13 protein-coding genes are annotated in these 18,356 nt (G+C 67.4%); 6 read left to right on the top strand and 7 right to left on the bottom strand.

From position 1 onward, the window contains the following. Positions 1–121: 121 nt before the first annotated feature. On the top strand, positions 122–613 hold the full coding sequence (locus AC5RWX_RS11980) for a MarR family winged helix-turn-helix transcriptional regulator (protein WP_493940899.1): 492 nt from the start codon (positions 122–124) through the stop codon (positions 611–613). Between the two features lie 10 nt (positions 614–623). Here AC5RWX_RS11980 and AC5RWX_RS11975 read toward each other — a convergent pair whose 3' ends face one another. The 5 genes from AC5RWX_RS11975 to AC5RWX_RS11955 all read right to left on the bottom strand — a co-directional run bounded on the left by AC5RWX_RS11975 (position 624) and on the right by AC5RWX_RS11955 (position 6,926). Next, on the bottom strand, positions 624–2,456 hold the full coding sequence (locus AC5RWX_RS11975) for an ABC-F family ATP-binding cassette domain-containing protein (RefSeq protein WP_494097471.1): 1,833 nt from the start codon (positions 2,454–2,456) through the stop codon (positions 624–626). 70 nt (positions 2,457–2,526) lie between these two features. Continuing rightward, positions 2,527–3,462 carry a 4-(cytidine 5'-diphospho)-2-C-methyl-D-erythritol kinase gene (locus AC5RWX_RS11970; protein ID WP_494078180.1) on the bottom strand — a complete coding sequence of 312 codons (936 nt, stop codon included), beginning with the start codon at positions 3,460–3,462 and terminating at the stop codon, positions 2,527–2,529. Between the two features lie 12 nt (positions 3,463–3,474). Then, a complete protein-coding gene (rsmA, locus tag AC5RWX_RS11965) occupies positions 3,475–4,395 on the bottom strand; it encodes a 16S rRNA (adenine(1518)-N(6)/adenine(1519)-N(6))-dimethyltransferase RsmA (RefSeq protein ID WP_494078181.1) in 921 nt (306 codons plus the stop codon). Between the two features lie 135 nt (positions 4,396–4,530). Beyond that, positions 4,531–5,643: a resuscitation-promoting factor gene (locus AC5RWX_RS11960; RefSeq protein ID WP_494078182.1), complete on the bottom strand. Its 1,113-nt coding sequence runs from the start codon at positions 5,641–5,643 to the stop codon at positions 4,531–4,533. A gap of 329 nt (positions 5,644–5,972) precedes the next feature. Then, positions 5,973–6,926, bottom strand: coding sequence for a TatD family hydrolase (locus tag AC5RWX_RS11955; RefSeq protein ID WP_494078183.1), 954 nt, complete (start codon positions 6,924–6,926; stop codon positions 5,973–5,975). Between the two features lie 140 nt (positions 6,927–7,066). On the opposite strand from AC5RWX_RS11955, the gene AC5RWX_RS11950 reads away from it, so the two are divergent. Genes AC5RWX_RS11950 through AC5RWX_RS11940 form a run of 3 tightly spaced genes read left to right on the top strand, consistent with a single transcriptional unit; the run spans position 7,067 to position 11,864 of the window. After that, positions 7,067–8,104, top strand: coding sequence for an AAA family ATPase (locus AC5RWX_RS11950; RefSeq protein ID WP_494078184.1), 1,038 nt, complete (start codon positions 7,067–7,069; stop codon positions 8,102–8,104). Between the two features lie 5 nt (positions 8,105–8,109). After that, on the top strand, positions 8,110–9,483 hold the full coding sequence (locus tag AC5RWX_RS11945) for a DUF58 domain-containing protein (RefSeq protein ID WP_494078185.1): 1,374 nt from the start codon (positions 8,110–8,112) through the stop codon (positions 9,481–9,483). Between the two features lie 5 nt (positions 9,484–9,488). Next, the gene (locus AC5RWX_RS11940; protein ID WP_494078236.1) at positions 9,489–11,864 is read left to right on the top strand and encodes a transglutaminase TgpA family protein; all 2,376 of its coding nucleotides are present in this window, start codon (positions 9,489–9,491) and stop codon (positions 11,862–11,864) included. Here the strand turns inward: AC5RWX_RS11940 and AC5RWX_RS11935 are convergent. Next, positions 11,852–13,333, bottom strand: coding sequence for an NAD-dependent succinate-semialdehyde dehydrogenase (locus AC5RWX_RS11935; protein WP_493940891.1), 1,482 nt, complete (start codon positions 13,331–13,333; stop codon positions 11,852–11,854). The genes AC5RWX_RS11940 and AC5RWX_RS11935 overlap by 13 nt on opposite strands. Positions 13,334–13,549: 216 nt before the next feature. Further along, positions 13,550–14,434, bottom strand: coding sequence for a 16S rRNA (cytidine(1402)-2'-O)-methyltransferase (gene rsmI / locus AC5RWX_RS11930; RefSeq protein WP_494078186.1), 885 nt, complete (start codon positions 14,432–14,434; stop codon positions 13,550–13,552). A gap of 236 nt (positions 14,435–14,670) precedes the next feature. Here rsmI and AC5RWX_RS11925 point away from each other — a divergent pair, with 236 nt between their 5' ends. Both AC5RWX_RS11925 and AC5RWX_RS11920 read left to right on the top strand, forming a co-directional pair. Then, a complete protein-coding gene (locus AC5RWX_RS11925; protein ID WP_494078187.1) occupies positions 14,671–16,314 on the top strand; it encodes a dolichyl-phosphate-mannose--protein mannosyltransferase in 1,644 nt (547 codons plus the stop codon). 42 nt (positions 16,315–16,356) lie between these two features. After that, positions 16,357–18,168 (top strand): AMP-dependent synthetase/ligase, encoded by a 1,812-nt coding sequence (locus AC5RWX_RS11920; RefSeq protein ID WP_494078188.1) that lies wholly within the window; start codon positions 16,357–16,359, stop codon positions 18,166–18,168. Positions 18,169–18,356: the final 188 nt, after the last annotated feature.

Raw genomic sequence — 18,356 nt, 5'->3', positions numbered from 1 at the left:
AACCCCTTCGAGGTCTGTTTCCCAACGTGCCGACGTTGTTGACACGTCATGGTTTTGTTGACACGTCAATGATGCAGGACGCAAACTTGAATTGTCAACTAACGGCGAGAAAGGCACCACTGTGAACTCCGACCCCCGTTGGCTGAACGACCACGAGCAGGAAATCTGGCGTGCCTTCCGCGAACTACTGTGGGGCTTTGAATCGGCGATGGACCGCCAACTGCTGCGGGACTCCGACCTTTCCGGCGTGGAGTATTCGGTCCTGGCCTCCCTCTCCGAGGCTGACCAGGGCGTCCTGCGGGCTCGGGACATCGCCCAGCGACTGGACTGGGAACGCAGCCGGCTGTCCCACTTGCTCAAGCGCATGGAAGCCCGCGGACTGGTGGAGCGGGTGGCCTGCCCCACGGACGCACGCGGTTTCAATGTTTCGATGACCGCCGCGGGCTGGGACGTCCTTCGGCAGGCTGCGCCCGGGCACGTGACCTTTGTGCGGGAGAACGTCTTCGATCCGCTCTCGGCCGCGGAACGCGAGGCACTGTTCTCGGCAAGCGCCAAGATCCAGCAGTCAATCCGCGACTCGGGCCTTTGGGGGAACACCGGCAAGTCGTCCTGAGCGGCAGGGGTCACTCCAGTATTTCGGAGACTTCCAGCCACTCCATTTCCAGGCCTTCCTTCTCCTCGGCGATCTCCTGGAGCTTGCGGTTCATCTCCGCCAGCCCGGAAAAATCGACGTCGGCCTTGGCGCCGGCCGCGTGCATCTGCTCCTTGAGCTTGTCCTCCTGCTGACCCAGCTTGCCCAGCTGGCGTTCAATCCGGTTGAGATCCTTCTTGGCCTGGCGTTTGTCGGCTTCGCTGTGCTCGGTGCCGGAAGCCGTTTGGGCGGCGCCGCCGCCGGCCGGAGCCGGCGCGGCCCCGCCGGTCAGCGATGCTTCGCGCAGCTCAAGGTACTGGTCCACTCCCCCGGGCAGCCCGCGGAGCTTGCCGTCGCCCAGCAGCGCCATTTGGTGGTCGGTCACCCGTTCCAGCAGGTAGCGGTCGTGCGAGACCACCACCAGTGTGCCCTGCCATCCGTCCAGCACGTCCTCCACCGCGGCCAGCGTGTCCGTGTCCAGGTCGTTGGTGGGCTCATCCAGCATCAGCACGTTTGGCTCGCCGACCAACAGCCGCAGCAGCTGCAGCCGCCGCCGCTCGCCGCCGGAGAGATCACGAACCGGCGTCCACTGCTTCTCTTTGGAGAAGCCGAGCTGTTCCACCAGTTGGCTGGCTGAAACCTCGCGTCCGCCGATGTTGAAGACCTGGCGTTCGCGCTGGATCACTTCCACCACGCGCAGGTCCATGACGTCGTCGAGTTCGCGGACTTCCTGGGTCAGCATGGCGGTCTGCACCGTCTTGCCGCGCTTGACCTTGCCGGCGGTGGGCTGGATCTCGCCGTTCAGCAGCCGCAGCAGAGTGGTCTTGCCCGCCCCATTGACGCCCACCAGGCCCAGCCGTTCGCCGGGCGCCAGCCGCAGGGTGATGTTGTCGAAGAGCGGGCCGGATCCGCCGTCGCTGTCAGAGGGCCGGGGCGGCGGGGTGTAGGACACGTGCTCAAGGTCCAGCACGTCCTTGCCGAGCCGAGCCGTGGCCATCTTGTTCAGCGCCACCGCGTCCCGCGGCTCGGGCACATCGGCGATCAGTTCGTTGGCTGCTTCGATCCTGAACTTCGGCTTCGCGGTCCGGGCCGGTGCCCCGCGGCGCAGCCAGGCCAGCTCCTTCTTGACCAGCTGCTGCCGTTTTCCTTCGACGACGGCGGCCGTGCGGTTGCGTTCGGCACGGGCCAGGACGTAGGCGGCGTATCCGCCGTCGAACGGGTCCACAACGCCGTCGTGGACTTCCCACGTGCGGGTGCACACTTCGTCCAGGAACCAGCGGTCGTGGGTGACCACCAGGAAGGCTCCCTCATTCGGGCGCCACCGCGTCTTGAGGTGCCGGGCAAGCCAGGCCACACCCTCGACGTCAAGGTGGTTGGTCGGCTCGTCCAGCATGATCACGTCGTGCGGCTCGATCAGCAGCTTGGCGAGCGCAACCCGGCGCCGCTGCCCGCCGGACAACGACGACACCGTGGCATGCCAGTCGACATCGCCCACCAGGCCTTCCATGATCTCGCGGATCCGCGGATTCGAGGCCCACTCATGCTCGGCGGCCTCGCCGACGATCGCCACGCCGACCGGCAGGTCCCCGTTGAGCACGTCCTGCTGGTCCAGGTAGCCGACGTTAACGTCGCCGCGTTTGGTGACCCGGCCGGCGTCCGGCGTGCTGCGCTGCGACAGCAGCCGCATCAAGGTGGACTTGCCATCGCCGTTGCGCCCCACCATGCCAATCCGATCGCCCTCGTTCAGGCCGAGGGACACCGAATCCAAGATGGTGCGGGTGGCAAAGGAGACGCTGACGTTTTCTGCGCCGAGCAAGTGGACCAAGGATGCTGCTTTCTGTTGCTTTGACGTAGTGCTTTTGTCGGGCCGGTAGTGGCCGGGTAGGACCGGGCCGTCAGGCCATGATGCGGGCGCCGTGCACCGGTCCGCGGACCGGCAGGGCAACCACGCCGGCGACGTCCGAGAGCCGCTGAGCCAGTTCTGCCGCTTCCTGCCGTCCTGCGGTGAGAAAGGCCACGGTTGGGCCGGAACCGGAAACCAGGCCGGCCAGCGCGCCTTCGGCCCGACCCAGTTCAAGGATATCGGCAAGCTCGGGCGCCAGTTCGATGGCGGCCTCCTGCAGATCATTGTGCAAACAACTAGCCAGTTGGTGGACGTCGCCGGACTGCATGGCCTGCAGGATCGCCGGCTCCACCTGCTCCGGTTCGGCCGGCACATGGCCGCGGCGGGCCCGCAGGTCGTCGGCCACCGCATAGACCTTGGGCGTCGACAGACCGAACGAGGCCGGCACCAGCACCCAGTGCATTTCGCTGCGCGCCAGCGCCGGCGTCAGCCGGTCGCCGACCCCGAGCCCGACGGCAACTCCGCCGTGCAGCGCGAACGGCACGTCCGCACCGAGTCCGCCGGCCAGCCCGATCAGTTCATCGCGCGAGTAGCCGGTGTTCCAGAGCGCGCTGCAGGCCACCAGGGCGGCAGCGGCGTCGGCCGAGCCACCGCCCATCCCGCCCGCTATCGGGACCCGCTTGGTGATGTCCAGGTGCACACCCTGTGGGTGGCCGGAGGTTTCGCGGATGAGTTCTGCGGCCTGCACCGCCAAGTTGGAAGCGTCCAGCGGAATGCCATTCAGGTCGAAGTCCAGTCCAGCCCCATTGCGCACACTGACCGTGATGGCCTCGTCGTCGCGCGCGGTAGCAGTGACTTCCTCATACAGCGAGAGCGCCAAATAAACGCTGGCCACCGAGTGATAGCCATCCGGCCGGGGCCCGCCCACCCGGAAGGAAACGTTGATCTTTCCCGGCGCCATCACGCGGACCGGACGTGTTCTACTCATGCCACCATCCTCCTAGCCGACGAGCGGATGGTTGAACTCCGCGATCCGGGCAAAGGCGGCGATGTCCAGCACTTCCCCGCGGGCGCTGGGATCCACATTGGCGTGGCGCAGCGCTTCCTCCGCCCGCGCCGCACTGCCGGCCCAACCGGCCAAGGCCGCCCGCAGCGTCTTGCGGCGCTGTGCGAAGGCGGCGTCGATGACGGCAAACACCTCGCGGCGCGGGGCGCGGGTCACCGGCGGCTCGCCGCGGGTGAACTCCACCAGGCCGGAGGCGATCTTGGGTGCCGGCCAGAACACGTTCATGCCAATCACGCCTGCCTTGCGCATGCTGCCGTACCACGCTGCCTTGACGCTGGGCACGCCATAGATTTTGGAGCCGGGTTTGGCTGCAAGCCGGTCGGCCACCTCGTCCTGGACCATCACCAAGCCGTGCCGCAGCGACGGGAAGTGCTCCAGCAGGTGCAGGACCACCGGCACGGCAACGTTGTAGGGCAGGTTCGCGACCAGCGCGTCCGGCGCCTTCGGCAGCTCGGTGACCTGCAGCGCGTCCGCCAGCACCACGTCCAGCCGGCCGGCGGCATCGGGACGCCATTCGGATGCGGTCTGCTCCAGGCGGGCGGCAAGCTTGGGGTCGATTTCGACGGCGACCACATGCCCCGCCGCATCCAGCAGCCCAAGCGTGAGCGAGCCGAGACCGGGACCGACCTCCAGCACGGTCTCGCCGGGTACCACCTCGGCGGTGGCCACGATCCTGCGGATGGTGTTGCCGTCGATGACGAAGTTCTGTCCGAGGGTCTTGGTCGGACGCACGTCCAGTTCGGCCGCGAGCCTGCGGATGTCGGCAGCCCCGAGCAACGGCCTGGGCGGTACGGCCGCGGTTTCCCTGTCGTTTTGCCGGGAGCTTGTGCCGGGGGCGGAATGTGGTTCTGTCACTGTGCCATCGTATCGGGCCGGCGCCCGCTGCCGCGGCGGCCCGCCCCGCCCGCTTGCCGTACCCCGTGGTTAACGCACCTCGGGCCCGGGCAGTGGTGCCCGGGCCCGAAGTGGGCGGAATAACTGACGGGATGCTTAGAGCAGTCCCAGCTTGGCGGCGCAGGCAGGCCAGTGGCCCCACCCGCCGTTGCCGCGCAGCACTTCGGCGGTCGCGATCTGCTCCGACGGAGTGGCCATGTAGGCGTAGGGCGCATACTTGCCGCCGCCGGCGCCCAGCCAGGAACTGGCGCTGAACTGCAGGCCTCCGGAGTAGCCGTTGCCCGTGTTGATGGACCAGTTGCCCCCGGACTCGCATTCTGCCAGCGCCTGCCAGGTGCCGCCTACGTTGGCGTTGTTGACCTTGGCCGGGCGCTTCTTCGTGCCGACGGTGATCTTCTGGCTGACCGGCTCCCGGGTGACCTTTTCCCCGACCAGCTTCCGGCTGGTTTCGTTGCCATCGGTCAGCACAATCTCGTAGACCTTCACCCGTTCGCCGGCCTTGCCGTCCCGGGTGACCTTTTCTTCGTCATCGAACATCGAGGAGTTGGTCGTCTCTTCCGTACCGAACGGAATGGACTCGGCCTCCTCGACCCGCTCGCGGTCAATCCGGGTCACCTTGACCTTGGTGCCCTCCTCGACCGGCTCCTTGGCAGCCACGGAGAGCTTGTCGTCCTTGCGGACCTTGATCTTGTGTTCCCGCAGCAGGTCGCCGACCGTCGTCGCGGTGGTGACTTCCTTGCGGGTCTTGCCGTCGACGGCAATCGTGACATTCTTCGGGGTTGAGATGGTCACCGCACCCACCGAGGCCAGTTCGGCGGTCAGCGGCGCCGACAGGGCGGACTCGTCGGTTACTTCCAGTTCGTCCAGCAGTTCCCGGACGGTTGCGGCCGTCGTGTGGATCGTGGAACTGTCGCCATCCACGTTCACGTTGACCGGCTTGGCGGTGACTACCTCGATGTTGGCGCCGTCCGAGATTTCCTCGCCGACCGCCGGTGAGACGTCGTCGCGTTCACCCACCACGACCTCGGATTCGGCGAGTACATCCGCCACCGTGGAGCCGAACGTGGAGACGGTGCTCGCCTGCCCGTCCACTGTCAGGGTCACGGACTTATTGTTGCCCACGAAAGCAACCAGCCCAAGGACCAGTGCGGTCATGACGACGACCTGGCCGGCGATCTTCACCCAGCGGTTCTTCAGCGCGTTTGTCACGGTTCCCGAATCTGTTGCAGCTTCCGGGCACGGGGACATGAAGACACACGCCAAGAGCGCGCCGATTCCCACGGCACGATGCGAGTGCAGGCAGCACCTGCAGCGGCTGTTTGGGCGTACGAACGGAACGTCCAACTGCAACCGCTACCGGTGTGGCAATGTCCGGATGCCTTCCCCGACCCCGGCCATTAGCTACTTACCGTAATCGAAACGTGACATGGCGACAAGCCCGGTTACCTGGCGGTAGCCGGGGCACCGGGCCGCGGACCCCGGTGCCGGAGGCCGCTGTTTCCCATTTCCCGGGGCTGGCTAGGAAAAATACCGCCGTGTCATTCGCTTTGCCACGAGCCATAGACGTGCTGCGTGTTTTGCGCCACCTCCGTGCATAACGCCGCCAGGTCCTTGTCCAGCACCCGCGCCATCGAGCGCACCGTGTAGGGCACCAGATAGCTGGCGTTGGGACGCCCGCGGTACGGGTGCGGGGTCAGGAACGGCGCATCGGTTTCGGCCAGCACCAGCGCTGGTTCGGCCGTGGCCAGCGCCTGGCGCAGGCCGTCGGCGTTCTTGAAGCTGACCGTGCCGGCGAAGGACATATGCCAACCGTTGTCATTACAGATTCGGGCCAGCGCTGCATCGCCGGAAAAGCAGTGGAACACCACCTTCTCCGGTGCACCCTCTTCGCGCAGCACCCGCACCACGTCCTCGTGTGCGTCGCGGTCGTGGATCTGCAGGGCCAGGCCCAGCCGTTTGGCCATGTCGATGTGGCGGCGGAACGATTCCTGCTGTGCTCCCCGGCCTCCGGCTTCCGTCCGGTAGTAGTCCAGGCCGGTCTCTCCGATAGCCCGAATGCGCGGATGCCTGGCTATTTCCTCGATTTCCGCCAAGGCCTGCTCCAGGGTGCCTGCTTCGGCCAGCGGGGGCACGTCATTGGGATGGATGGCCACCGCGCCCAGTAGCCGGGGCTCGGCCTGAACAGCTTGCAGCGTGAAGCGCGCCGACTCCAGATCACAGCCGACTTGGACCGCGCCCGCGACGCCGACCGCCTCGGCGGCGTCCATCGCCTGCCCGATCGTGACCGACACCAGCCCGTCGCGAAAGTCCAGGTGGGTGTGGTTGTCCATCACCGGCACCGGCAGCGGCTCAGGCGCCGGCGGATAGCTCAGATTTCGACGACGGCCGTCGCCCTCGGTGGGGCTGCGCACCTCAGACGTCTGGGCCGTTGAGCTGTCTACTGTGTAAGCGGGGGGCGTTTCGCCGGCAACGGCGGCTGGAAAATTGGCCATACTGCCAGCCTACTGAAGCCCGGGCTGCGGCCCCGTTGCCCCCAACAGGCGTATCAAACAAACGTTTCAATTGTCTACCGCATCACACAGGCAGCCAGTAGGGTTGAGACAACCGGCCCCGTCACACCGGAAGGCACTTGATGGATACGCAGCAGGACATAGCAGAGGCCGGGACTATCCGCCCCGGCAGCGCTGGGCTGGGACAGAGTGAAGGGCTCGCGCTGGCCGAATTCCATGCCGCCTGCGGACGGATCAGGGCTGCGATCGAGACCGTCATCGACGGCAAGTCCGAAGCGGCCCGGCTGGCGTTGACTGTCCTGCTGGCCCAGGGTCATCTGCTCCTGGAGGACGTGCCCGGCGTCGGCAAGACCATGCTGGCGAAAACGCTGGCCAAGACCATCGACTGCAGCGTGCACCGGATCCAGTTCACGCCGGACCTGTTGCCCTCCGACGTCACCGGTGTCTCGGTCTACAACCAGGACAAGCACCGGTTCGAATTCCGGCCGGGACCTGTATTCGCCAACATCGTCATCGGCGACGAGATCAACCGCGCCTCGGCCAAAACACAGTCGGCGCTGCTTGAGTGCATGGAGGAATACCAAGTCACGGTGGATGGAACCTCCTACCCGTTGGACACGCCGTTCATGGTGATCGCCACGCAGAACCCGATCGAGATGGAAGGCACCTACCCGCTGCCGGAAGCCCAACGCGACCGGTTCATGGCCCGGATTTCCATGGGCTACCCGGACCTGCGCGCGGAAATGGACATGTTGGAGACGCATCAGTCGGTCTCACCGCTGGTGGCTGTCCGTCCCGTCGTCACCGTCGACGAGGTGCGCAGCATGGTCGCCACGGTCCGCGATGTCTACGTCTCGCCCGCAGTGAAGGAATACACGGTCGGCATCGGCCGGGCCACCCGCGAGCATCCGCATTTGCGGCTGGGGGCAAGCCCGCGCGCCATGCTCCAGTTGCTGCGTGCGGCCAAGGCGACGGCGGCCCTGAACGGCCGCGACTTCGTCCTTCCCGATGATGTGGCCAGCGTCGCCGAAGCCGTGCTGGCCCACCGGCTGATCCTTGACCGCAAAGCCGTGACGGCCGGCGAAGACGCTGCCAGCGTGGTGGCATCGGTGGTCGCCAAAATCCCGGTAGGCGGCGAATCCCGCCGCGTATCCCCCTGACGGCCATGGGCGCCTTCGGCTGGCTGCCCACCCGGTACATCACGCTGCGCGGTTGGGGATTTTTGGCGGCCGGAACGCTGGCGCTGCTGCTGGCGCAGGTGCTGGGGCGCCGCGACCTGCTCACGCTCGGGGTGTTCCTGGTCGGCCTGCCGCTGCTGGCGGCGGCGGCGATGGTGCTGCTCAAACCACAGTTCACCGTGGAGCGGAAGTTCCGGCCCGCCTCCGTCGAAACCGGCGTGGTGGCGCAGATCGAGTTGACCGTGCGGCGCAGCGGGGGGTTGGCCGGACTGGTGTACATGGAGGAGCAGCTGCCGCTGCGTTTCGGCAAAGCACCGTCTTTCCGGTTCCCGGCGCGGCACCCGTCCCGATCCGGGGCCAGCATCTATGAATACAAAATCCGCTCCAACCAGCGCGGGTTGTTCGCCATCGGACCTGTCACGGCCGATTTTACCGATCCCTTCGGGCTGGCCAATCACCGGCACCATCTAGGCGAAACCAGTCCCTTGGTGGTCACTCCGGCCCCGGTGCAACTGCCCGCCACCGCGCTGACCGGAGCACGCGGTTCCGACGGCACGGCAAGCACCCGGCGGCAAGCCAATCCCAGCGACGACGACGTGATGACCCGCGAATACCGCTATGGCGATCCGCTGCGCCGGGTCCACTGGGCAGCGACGGCCCGGCACGGCGAGCTGATGGTCCGCCAGGAAGAATCAGTGACCACGCCGCAGGCGACGATCGTGCTGGACCGGCGGGCTTCGGCCTTCGGCAACGGCCTGCTGCCCTCCTTCGGCGATGGCGGCGGCCATCACGGCGACCTGCTGCACACCTCGCCGGCCTTTGAGTGGGCAGTCACCGCTGTCGCCTCGGCCGCCAACGACTTCCTGCAGCGCAACTACACGGTCCGGCTCCTCGACATCCACGCCGCGGCGGCCGTCCTGGACTCGCCGTCCGCGCCGTTGCCGAATCAGGAAGAATTCGACGGACCCGCGGGCTATCAGGACTTGGCCGAAGGGCTGGCCGCGCTGGGCCTGGCTGAAGACCACCGCAAGTCCGAGCGGCATCCAACGGCGCCCGCCTTCGGGGACCGGCTGATGGACAAGCTGGCGGCGCACAAATACAAGGGACCGCTCGTCGCCGTGCTCGGCGAGATCAGCAGCGACGAAGCGCGCCTGCTGGCACCTGCTGCCGAATTCGGCTCGCATGCCTTCGCCCTGATTGTTACCGACCGGCCACAACACGCGAGGGCGCCCATGGACCTGCTGCGCGCCGGGGGCTGGCGGACCGTGGCGGTCAGCCCCAAAGCTTCGGTGTCGGCCGCCTGGGCGCACTTCGACCTGCGCGACCGCATCGAACCAATGGGAACAGGAGCGGCGCCGTGACCGTCATGCTGGACCGGCCCACCGACCGCCGCAGCCACGGACCATCCGCTCGCAGTGGCAGCAGGCCCCCCTCCCCCGGCTTCGCGCCGTGGTTGATGAGCGCCGCCGTCGCCGTGGCAGTCCTGCTCACCGCCGCCAACCTGCACGGTGTCCTCGACGGCTGGAGCTGGCTGTTCCAGGTCGCCGTGACCGTATGTTCCACCGAGGCTGCCACCGGCCTGGCCCGCCGGATGGACTGGCCCCCGCTGACCGGGGCGCTGCTGGGCCTGGCCGCGTTGGTGATGTCGGTGAACGCCATGTTCCTGGCGCCGTCCAGCATCCTGGGCGTCATCCCGGGACCCGGCACCTTCGCGGCCCTGGATCCCATGCTGGAGGAAGCCCGGGACACCGTGGTCTCGCAAGTGGCTCCGGTGCTGGTCAACCCCGGCATTGCCTTGGCGGCCTGCGTGGGAGTCGGACTGATTGCCCTGCTGGTGGACACCCTTGCCGTCCCGCTGCAGATGCCTGCCATCAGCGGTCTGGGCCTGCTCGGTTTGGCCTCCGTTCCGGCAATGATCAAACCGAACAGCATTGGTGCGGCAGGTTTCCTGGCTGCCGCCGCCGGGTATCTGCTGCTGCTGGGATGCGCCCAGTGGTTGGCCGCCGATGGCGGGGGCAGGGGCCGTCTGGCACGGTCGGAGCAGCTCCGCCGCGCCTCCGGCATCGCAGCCGCCGGGCTGGCGGCCGCGATGGTGCTCCCGCTGGCCGTCCCAGGCTTCTCGTCCGGGCTGTTTCCGGAGGGGTCGCGGCTTAATTGGGGTTCGCCGACCGGACTGAATCCGGTGGTCAGCCTGGGCGACAACCTCCGGCGGCCCGGCGCCTTCGGACGGATGACCTATGCCACCGATGCGGAGGAGCCGCTTTACCTGCGCTCGGTCACGCTGGAGAACCTGACCGGTGCGCGCTGGAGCCCCAGCGCGTTCGGGGGCAACAAGCGAACGGGCATCGACGAACTGGACGTGCCCGGCGTGCAGGACCTCATGTCATCCGACGAGGTAACCACCACGCTGATCAGCACGGCATCCTTCACCAGCCCGTGGCTACTGGCCCCCTATGCTCCGGTGCAAGTCACCGGCGCCCGCGGCCAGTGGAGCTGGGATGCCAACACGCTGAACATCCGCGGAGAATCCGGCACCACCACCGCGAACCAGGACTATGAAGTGCGCAGCGTCAGACCGCGGCTAACCCGGGAGGTGCTGCGCGCCGCCGAGCCGGCCGGAAGCGGGGCCGTTGATCCGGTCTTCTCCGAGCTCCCCGGCAACATGCCGGACATCATTACCAAGACGACCGCGACGGTGCTGGACGGACTGGACAGTCCGTACGAGCAGGCCATGGCCATCCAGACGTATCTGCGCGGCTCGGGCTTCGTGTACTCGGAACAGGCGCCCGTCGACGGCGGCTACGACCAGAGCGGATTTGACGTGGTGGCGGCGTTCTTGAAAGAGAAGTCCGGCTACTGCATCCACTACGCGGCAACCATGGCCATCATGGCCCGGATCGCCGGCATCCCCAGCCGGATGGCGGTCGGCTACGCACCCGGGCGCCCCACCGGAACGGTTATCGAGGATGGCCCAGGTGCGGACCTCAAGGAGTTCGAAATCGACTCCCGGGACGCCCACGCATGGCCGGAGCTCTTCTTCAGCGGCATCGGCTGGGTCTCTTTCGAACCGACTCCGTCACGCGGCGTGCTGCCGGCCTATGCGCAGGCCGAATTCTCCCCTGGCTCGGCCGCACCGGCGGACGACGTTCTCCGGCCCACAGACCAGGCTCGGCCGGCCACCGGCGCCGCTGAAGAGCCGGCCGAATCGAGTTCGCCTGCTCCGGCGGACGACGACGTGTGGTCCCGCCAGCTGTGGTCGTCGGCAGCCGCGGCGGTGGTGCTGGGTTTCCTGCTGGCTCCGCTGGTGCTGCGGCGCCGTCGTACCACTCGGCGCAGGGAGGCGCTGGCGGCCGGCGGAACCGGGCGCAGGGCCGCCGCCGCCGCGTGGGCTGAAGCCGTGGATAGCGCGGAGGACCTCGGCTGGCCGGCCTCGGCCACGGAGACTCCGCGGGCTTTCCAACAGCGCCTTGACGACGACGGGGTGGTCGCCGGCCCGTCTTCCGCCGCCCTGACCCGGCTGCGGGCGGGCTACGAGCGGGCGGCGTACGCAGCTCCGGAGACCCCGTCGCCGGACGGCGACAACGCGGCCCACTGGGCGGATGTGCAAACCGTCAAGGGACGGCTGCAAGAGCTTGCCGGTTGGCGGCGGCGTCTGGCCGGACTGTTCTGGCCAGCCTCGCTGTTCAGCCGCCGGCTGTCCGGAGCGGACGGCCGGCGGCTGGACCGAAACTACTTGGCGTAGGGATCCGCGATGCCGATGTACTGGACGGTGGTGTACTCATCCAGACCTTCGGCGCCGCCTTCACGACCCATGCCGGACTGCTTCACCCCGCCGAACGGGGCGGCGGCGTTGGAGATCACGCCGGCGTTGTAGCCGACCAGGCCGAATTCGATCTGCTCGGAGACACGGAACAGGCGGTTCACGTCGCGCGAGTAGATGTAGGAGGCCAGGCCGTACTCGCTGGCGTTGGCCAGAGCGATGGCCTGCTCCTCGGTTTCGAACGTGGTCACCGGGGCGACCGGGCCGAAGATCTCGCTGCGCAGGATCTCGGCGTCGTTCGGAACGTTGGCCAGCACGGTCGGCTGGTAGAAGTAGCCGTCGCCTTCCACGGGTGCGCCGCCGGTGCTGACGGACGCGCCGGCTTCCACTGCTGCGGTGACCAAGGCGTGCACGTCGTCGCGGGCGCCGCCGTCGATCAGCGGGCCTACCGTGGTGTCAGCCTCGGTGCCGCGTCCCGTCTTGAGTGCCTTCATGGCGTCGGCGAACTTGGTGGTGAATTCCTCCGCCACGGAAGCCTGGACCAGGAAGCGGTTGGCCGCGGTGCAGGCCTCGCCCATGTTGCGCATCTTGGCAGCCATGGCTCCCTCGACGGCCTTGTCCAAATCTGCATCCTCGAACACGATGAACGGGGCGTTGCCGCCAAGCTCCATGGAGGTACGCAGCACGTTGTTGGCCGCGTCCTTGAGCAGCTGCTTGCCAACCGGAGTGGAACCTGTGAAAGAAACCTTGCGGAGGCGGGAGTCCTGCATCAGCGGCCCGGAAATCCCGGACGCGCTCTTCGACGAAACCACGTTCAGCACACCGGCCGGAAGGCCCGCTTCGATCATGGTCTGGGCGAAGAGCTGGCTGGTCAGCGGGGTGAGCTTGGCCGGCTTCAGCACCATCGTGCAGCCGGCGGCGATGGCCGGTCCGACCTTGCGGGTAGCCATGGCCAGCGGGAAGTTCCACGGCGTAATCAGCAGGCACGGTCCGACCGGCTTGCGCTGCACCAGGATCTTGTTCTTGCCTTCGGGCGTGGTCAGGTAGCGGCCGTAGTCGCGGACGGCCTCTTCGGAGAACCAGCGAAGGAATTCGGCGCCGTAAACTACTTCGCCGCGGGATTCGGCCAGCGGCTTGCCCATTTCCATGGTCATTAGCAGGGCGAAGTCCTCGGCCCGCTCGGTCACCAGTTCGAAGCCGCGGCGCAGGATCTCGGCGCGCTCACGTGGTGCGGTGCGGGCCCAGGAAGCCTGCACCTTGTCGGCGGCGTCGAGGGCGGCGAGCGCGTCCTCGCTGGTGGCGGAGGCCAGGGTAGCCAGCACCTTGCCGGTGGCCGGATCCGCCACCTCAAAGGTGCCGCCGTCGGAGGCGTCGCGCCATTCGCCGTTGATCAGCAGGCCGGTGGGTACTTTGGCGAGCAGTTCTGCTTCGCGGGCTGCGGTTTCAGCCATGGCGGTGCCTCCAAGTGTTCAGGATTGAGTCCGTGGGCGCAGTGCCCGGTTTCCTTCACAGTAGGTTTCCGCTGCACGGGTGTAAATGCGAAGGTGCACTACGTTCCACGGTCCCTACTGTGCAGATCGACAATATCAATGGCTGCCCCGCACCGCCTGCATCGAACGAGCGCCGGGGCGTTATATGACGGCGGCGGCATCCCTTGCCGCGGGCGCTCAGCTGACGGTATCGGAGCGAGCCGCGAGCACCGCTGAGTACAGTTCCCGCTTGCTGATCCGGGCATCGGCGGCCACCGCGGCTACGGCCTCCTTTAGCCGGGCGCCTTGGGCGACCAAGGCGTTGACATCCTGCACGTGGTCTTCGGGCCGTTCGGGTGCTGCCTCCGGAGCTCCGGCCACCACGACGGCGATCTCGCCGCGCACTTCCTCTGTTTCTGCCCACTCGAGCAGTTCGCGGACTGGACCGCGCAGCACTTCTTCATGCAGCTTGGTCAGTTCCCTGCAGACGGCTGCCCGTCGTTCCGGGCCGAACCCGGCATCGAGGGCGCGCAGCATTGCCGCCAACCGGTGCGGCGCCTCGAAAAACACCATGGTCCGGCGTTCGCCTGCCAGCTCCGCCAGCCGCGCCGCGCGCTCCCCCTGTTTCCGGGGCAGGAATCCTTCGAAGGTGAAGCGGTCGGTGGGAAGGCCCGACAGCGCCAGCGCCGTGAGCACAGCCGAGGGGCCGGGCACCGCGGTAACCAGGACCCCCGATTCCACGGCAGCCTCGACCAAACGGAAGCCGGGATCGGAGACGGCCGGCATACCGGCGTCGGTCACCATCACCAGCGTGCTGCCGGCCAGGACCAGTTCCAGCAGGTCGGCAGTGCGGCTGGCCTCATTGTGTTCGTGGTAGCTGATGATTCTGCCGCTTGTGGTGATGCCCAAGAGCTGCAGCAGTTTATGCAGCCTGCGTGTGTCTTCGGCTGCGACCACGTCGGCGGTCTGGAGCAGTTCAACCAGCCGCGGCGACGCGTCGCCAACATTGCCGATCGGCGTCCCCGCCAACACAATCTGCCCTGGCTGTCCCGATGCCGGACCGCCAGCCTCCCGCTCATTCACATGGACAACCCTACCCGCAGCCCGGCGGCCGGGAATCCAGAAGGGCACCGGGGCGAGCCGATCGGCCCTACCCGTGCCGCCTAGCCGTTCGGTCTCTCGTTCACCGGCACCCATGGCCTGTTTAGCCGACTGGTTATATAGAGTCGGTATGTGCCCCACCGCAGCGAGGGCCGCTCTGGGGCGGCCGGCAAGCCTCACGGTGGCGCCGCGCACCCATTGACTTACTGGCCGGTAACATGAGGGCGGTGACTCAAGCCACGCCCGGACCTGCTGCGGATGCCCGCCGCGGACGTTGGCTGGAATCGCCCAGCCGAGCCTTCAGCGAGGCAGTGCTGAGTCGCCGGCTGCTGGGTGCTCCGGCACAGTTTGGCATCTGGGCCTGGCTGCTCCCCCTGCTCATCGCCGTCCTTGGCGGCGTGCTCCGCTTCTACCGTCTGGGCGAACCAGGTTCACTGGTGTTCGACGAAACGTACTACGTCAAGGACGCCTACTCCTACCTGCAGTCCGGCTATGAACGCGATTGGCCCGACAACGCCAACGATTCCTTTAACGCCGGCAAGCCGGACGTCCTGTTGGATACCCCCGAGTATGTGGTGCACCCGCCCGTGGGAAAGTGGATGATCGCGGCGGGAATGTGGCTCTTTGGATCCGACAACGCCTTCGGCTGGCGGTTCGGCGCCGCGCTGACGGGAACCTTGTCGATCCTGCTCATCGCCCTGATCGCGCAGGCACTGTTCAAGTCGACGGCGCTGGGCGGCATCGCCGGCTTGCTGACCGCCATTGACGGCCACCATCTGGTCCACTCCCGGACATCGCTGTTGGATATCTTCCTGATGTTCTGGGTGGTCGCTGCGTTCGGCTGCTTGCTGCTGGACCGCAGCGACGGACGACGCCGGCTGGCAGCGAAGATCGCTCGGCTCGCCGGTCCCGCCGGGGTGCCGCCCCCTTCGCGGCTGCTGTACGGCCCATGGGTACTCTGGCGGCCGTGGCGGCTGGCCGCCGGTGTCTGCCTGGGCCTGGCTGTGGGGACAAAGTGGTCTGCGCTGGCGTTCGTCGCGGCGTTCGGTCTTATGTGCGTGTTCTGGGACCTCAGCGCGCGTCGGACCGCTGGCGTCAAGGAATGGTTCTCGGCCGGCGTGATCCGCGACGGCATCCCGGCGTTCTTCACCATGATCCCGGTTGCGGCGTTGACGTACCTGGTGTCCTGGACCGGCTGGCTGCGCTCGGACAATGCCTACGACCGGAACTGGGCGGCGTCGAACCCTTCCGAACGCTGGGGCTGGTTGCCGGACTGGCTGCGCTCCCTGGCCGAGTACCACCGCAGCGCCTACACCTTCCACAACGGGTTGCATTCTGAGCACCCGTACGAATCCAACGCCTGGACCTGGCTCTTCATGGGCCGTCCGACGTCGTTCTACTACCATTCCGTAGAAAACGGTCAAGGTGCTTGCCATGCGGCCGGCGGCTGTTCGGAGGCCGTCACGGTGGTCGGCAATCCGCTGATCTGGTGGGCCGCGGCGGCCTCGCTGCTGGTGCTGCTCTTCTGTTGGGCGGGCCGGCGTGACTGGCGTGCGGGTGCCATCCTCGCGGGAGTCGCGGCCGGCTACCTGCCGTGGTTCCTCTACCCGGAGCGGACTACCTTCTTTTTCTACGCCATCTCGTTCCAGCCGTTCCTGGTGCTGGCGCTGACCTACTCGCTCGGGTTGGCCCTGGGCAGGCCGACGGACCCGCCTTGGCGCCGGCGCCAGGGTGTGCTGGTGGTCGGGCTCTTTGTGGCGGCAGCGCTCCTGGTATCGGCCTTCTTTCTGCCGGTTTGGACCGCAGAGCTGATCGATTACAGCCAGTGGCGCTGGCGGATGTGGATGCCAAGCTGGATTTGATGCAGGCACAACAATTTCACGGAAGCAGAAAGTGGGCACGACGTGCGCGAAGCGGTAACGGAACTCCTGGCAGCCATGCCGGCGGGGTCAAACATCACGGACATCCTGGTGGCGCAGCACCAGCGCGATCCGCAACGGGCGCTCTACGCCGTCAAGCGCAACGGCGCATGGTCCGATGTCTCGGCAGCCGAGCTCCTCGGCCAGGTGACAACGCTGGCCAAGGGCCTCATGGCGTCCGGCATTGACGCCGGCGACACGATTGCGGTGATGTCAAAGACCCGCTTCGAGTGGACGCTGGTGGATCTGGCGGGCTGGTTCGCCGGCGCCGTCGTCGTCCCCATCTATGAGACGTCCTCCCCGCTCCAGGTCCAGTGGATACTGCAGGATTCCGCGGCCAAAATGGTGTTCGCCGAGGATGCTGCCAAGGCGGCCGTTGTGCAGCAGGCCATGTCCGGGCTGCCCGCCGAACTGCCGGTTTGGCAGCTGGATGGGAACGCCGATGGACTGGACCAACTGAAGGCAGCCGGAACCGCAGTCACCGACGAAGAACTCGAGCTGCGCCGGACCTCCCGCGGCATGCAGGACGCGGCCTCGTTGGTCTACACCTCAGGCACCACCGGACGGCCGCGCGGCTGCATCATCACCCACGGCAACTTCGCCGAACTGGCGGTGAACGCAGTGGAGTTCCTGCCGGACATCCTGAAGCGTCCGGATGCCAAGTCGCTGATGTTCCTGCCGCTGGCCCACGTCCTGGCCCGGGCGGTGCAGGTGATCTGCCTGGCCGGCGGAGTGAAGATGGGCCACACCTCCAGCATGGCCGAGCTGATCGAGGACCTGGCCAGCTACCAGCCCACCTTCTTGCTGGTGGTTCCCCGCGTTTTCGAAAAGGTCTACGCCACCGCCCGGCAGAAGGCTCACGACGGCGGCAAAGGCCGGATCTTCGACGCGGCAGCGCAGGCGGCGGTTGCCTACTCCCAAGCACGGGATGCGCAGGCCCGCGGCACCGGTCCCGGCCCCGGCCTGGCGCTGAAGGCCAAGCGCGCGCTGTTCGACAAACTGGTCTACGGCAAGCTCCGGGCGGCCTTCGGCGGCCAGGTGGAGTACACCGTCTCCGGGGCCTCGGCGCTGAATCCGAGGCTGGCACATTTCTTCACCGGCATCGGCGTGCCGGTGCTGGAAGGCTACGGGTTAACCGAGTCCACCGCGCCGGCGGCGGTCAACCTGCCGCGAGCCAACCGGATCGGCACCGTGGGCCTGCCGCTGCCTGGCACCACCATCAGGATTGCGGACGACGGCGAAGTCCTGATCAAGGGAATCGGCATCACCCGCGGATACCACAACAACGAGGCTGCCAATGCGGAATTCTTCCGCGACGGCTTCTTCTGCACGGGCGACCTCGGCATTCTGGACGACGACGGCTACCTCACCATCACCGGGCGGAAGAAAGACCTGTTGGTGACAGCCGGCGGCAAGAATGTGGCCCCGGGTCCGCTGGAGGACGCGTTGCGCGAGCACTTGCTGGTCTCCCAGGCGGTGGTGGTCGGGGAAGGCCGTCCCTTCATCGGGGCGCTGGTCTCCCTGGACGAAGAGGGACTCGCCGGCTGGCTTGCTGCGGCTGGCCGCAGCCCCATGGACCTTGCTGCTGCTGCGGAGGATCCGGCTGTGCGGGCCGAGCTGCAACAGGCCGTGAACCACGCCAATCGGCTAGTCTCGCGGGCGGAACAAATCCGGAAGTTCGACGTGCTGCGGCAGGACCTGACCGAAGCTTCCGGACACCTGACGCCGTCGCTTAAGCTCAAGCGCATGACGGTGCTGGAGGACTTCGCCGGGCAGATCGACGGGCTCTACAGCTAGCCGGCGGGCCTGCCGGGCCGCCGGCCTGCCGGGCCGCCGGCCTGCCGGGCCGCCGGGCCGCCGGCCTGCCGGGCCCCCGGCCAGCCTGGTGCCGCTGGTTGCCCTGCCGTCCGGTGCTTTGCTCGCGAGGGCGGGGTAGCTCTTCGAGGGCAGCCTCCGTGGACGCTGCCCGAAGGAAACCCCCGCCT

This window comes from Arthrobacter sp. SPT-J7 (assembly GCF_059089965.1).
The sequence above is the reverse complement of the archived record's forward strand: the minus strand, read 5'-3'. Positions and strand labels throughout refer to the sequence as shown.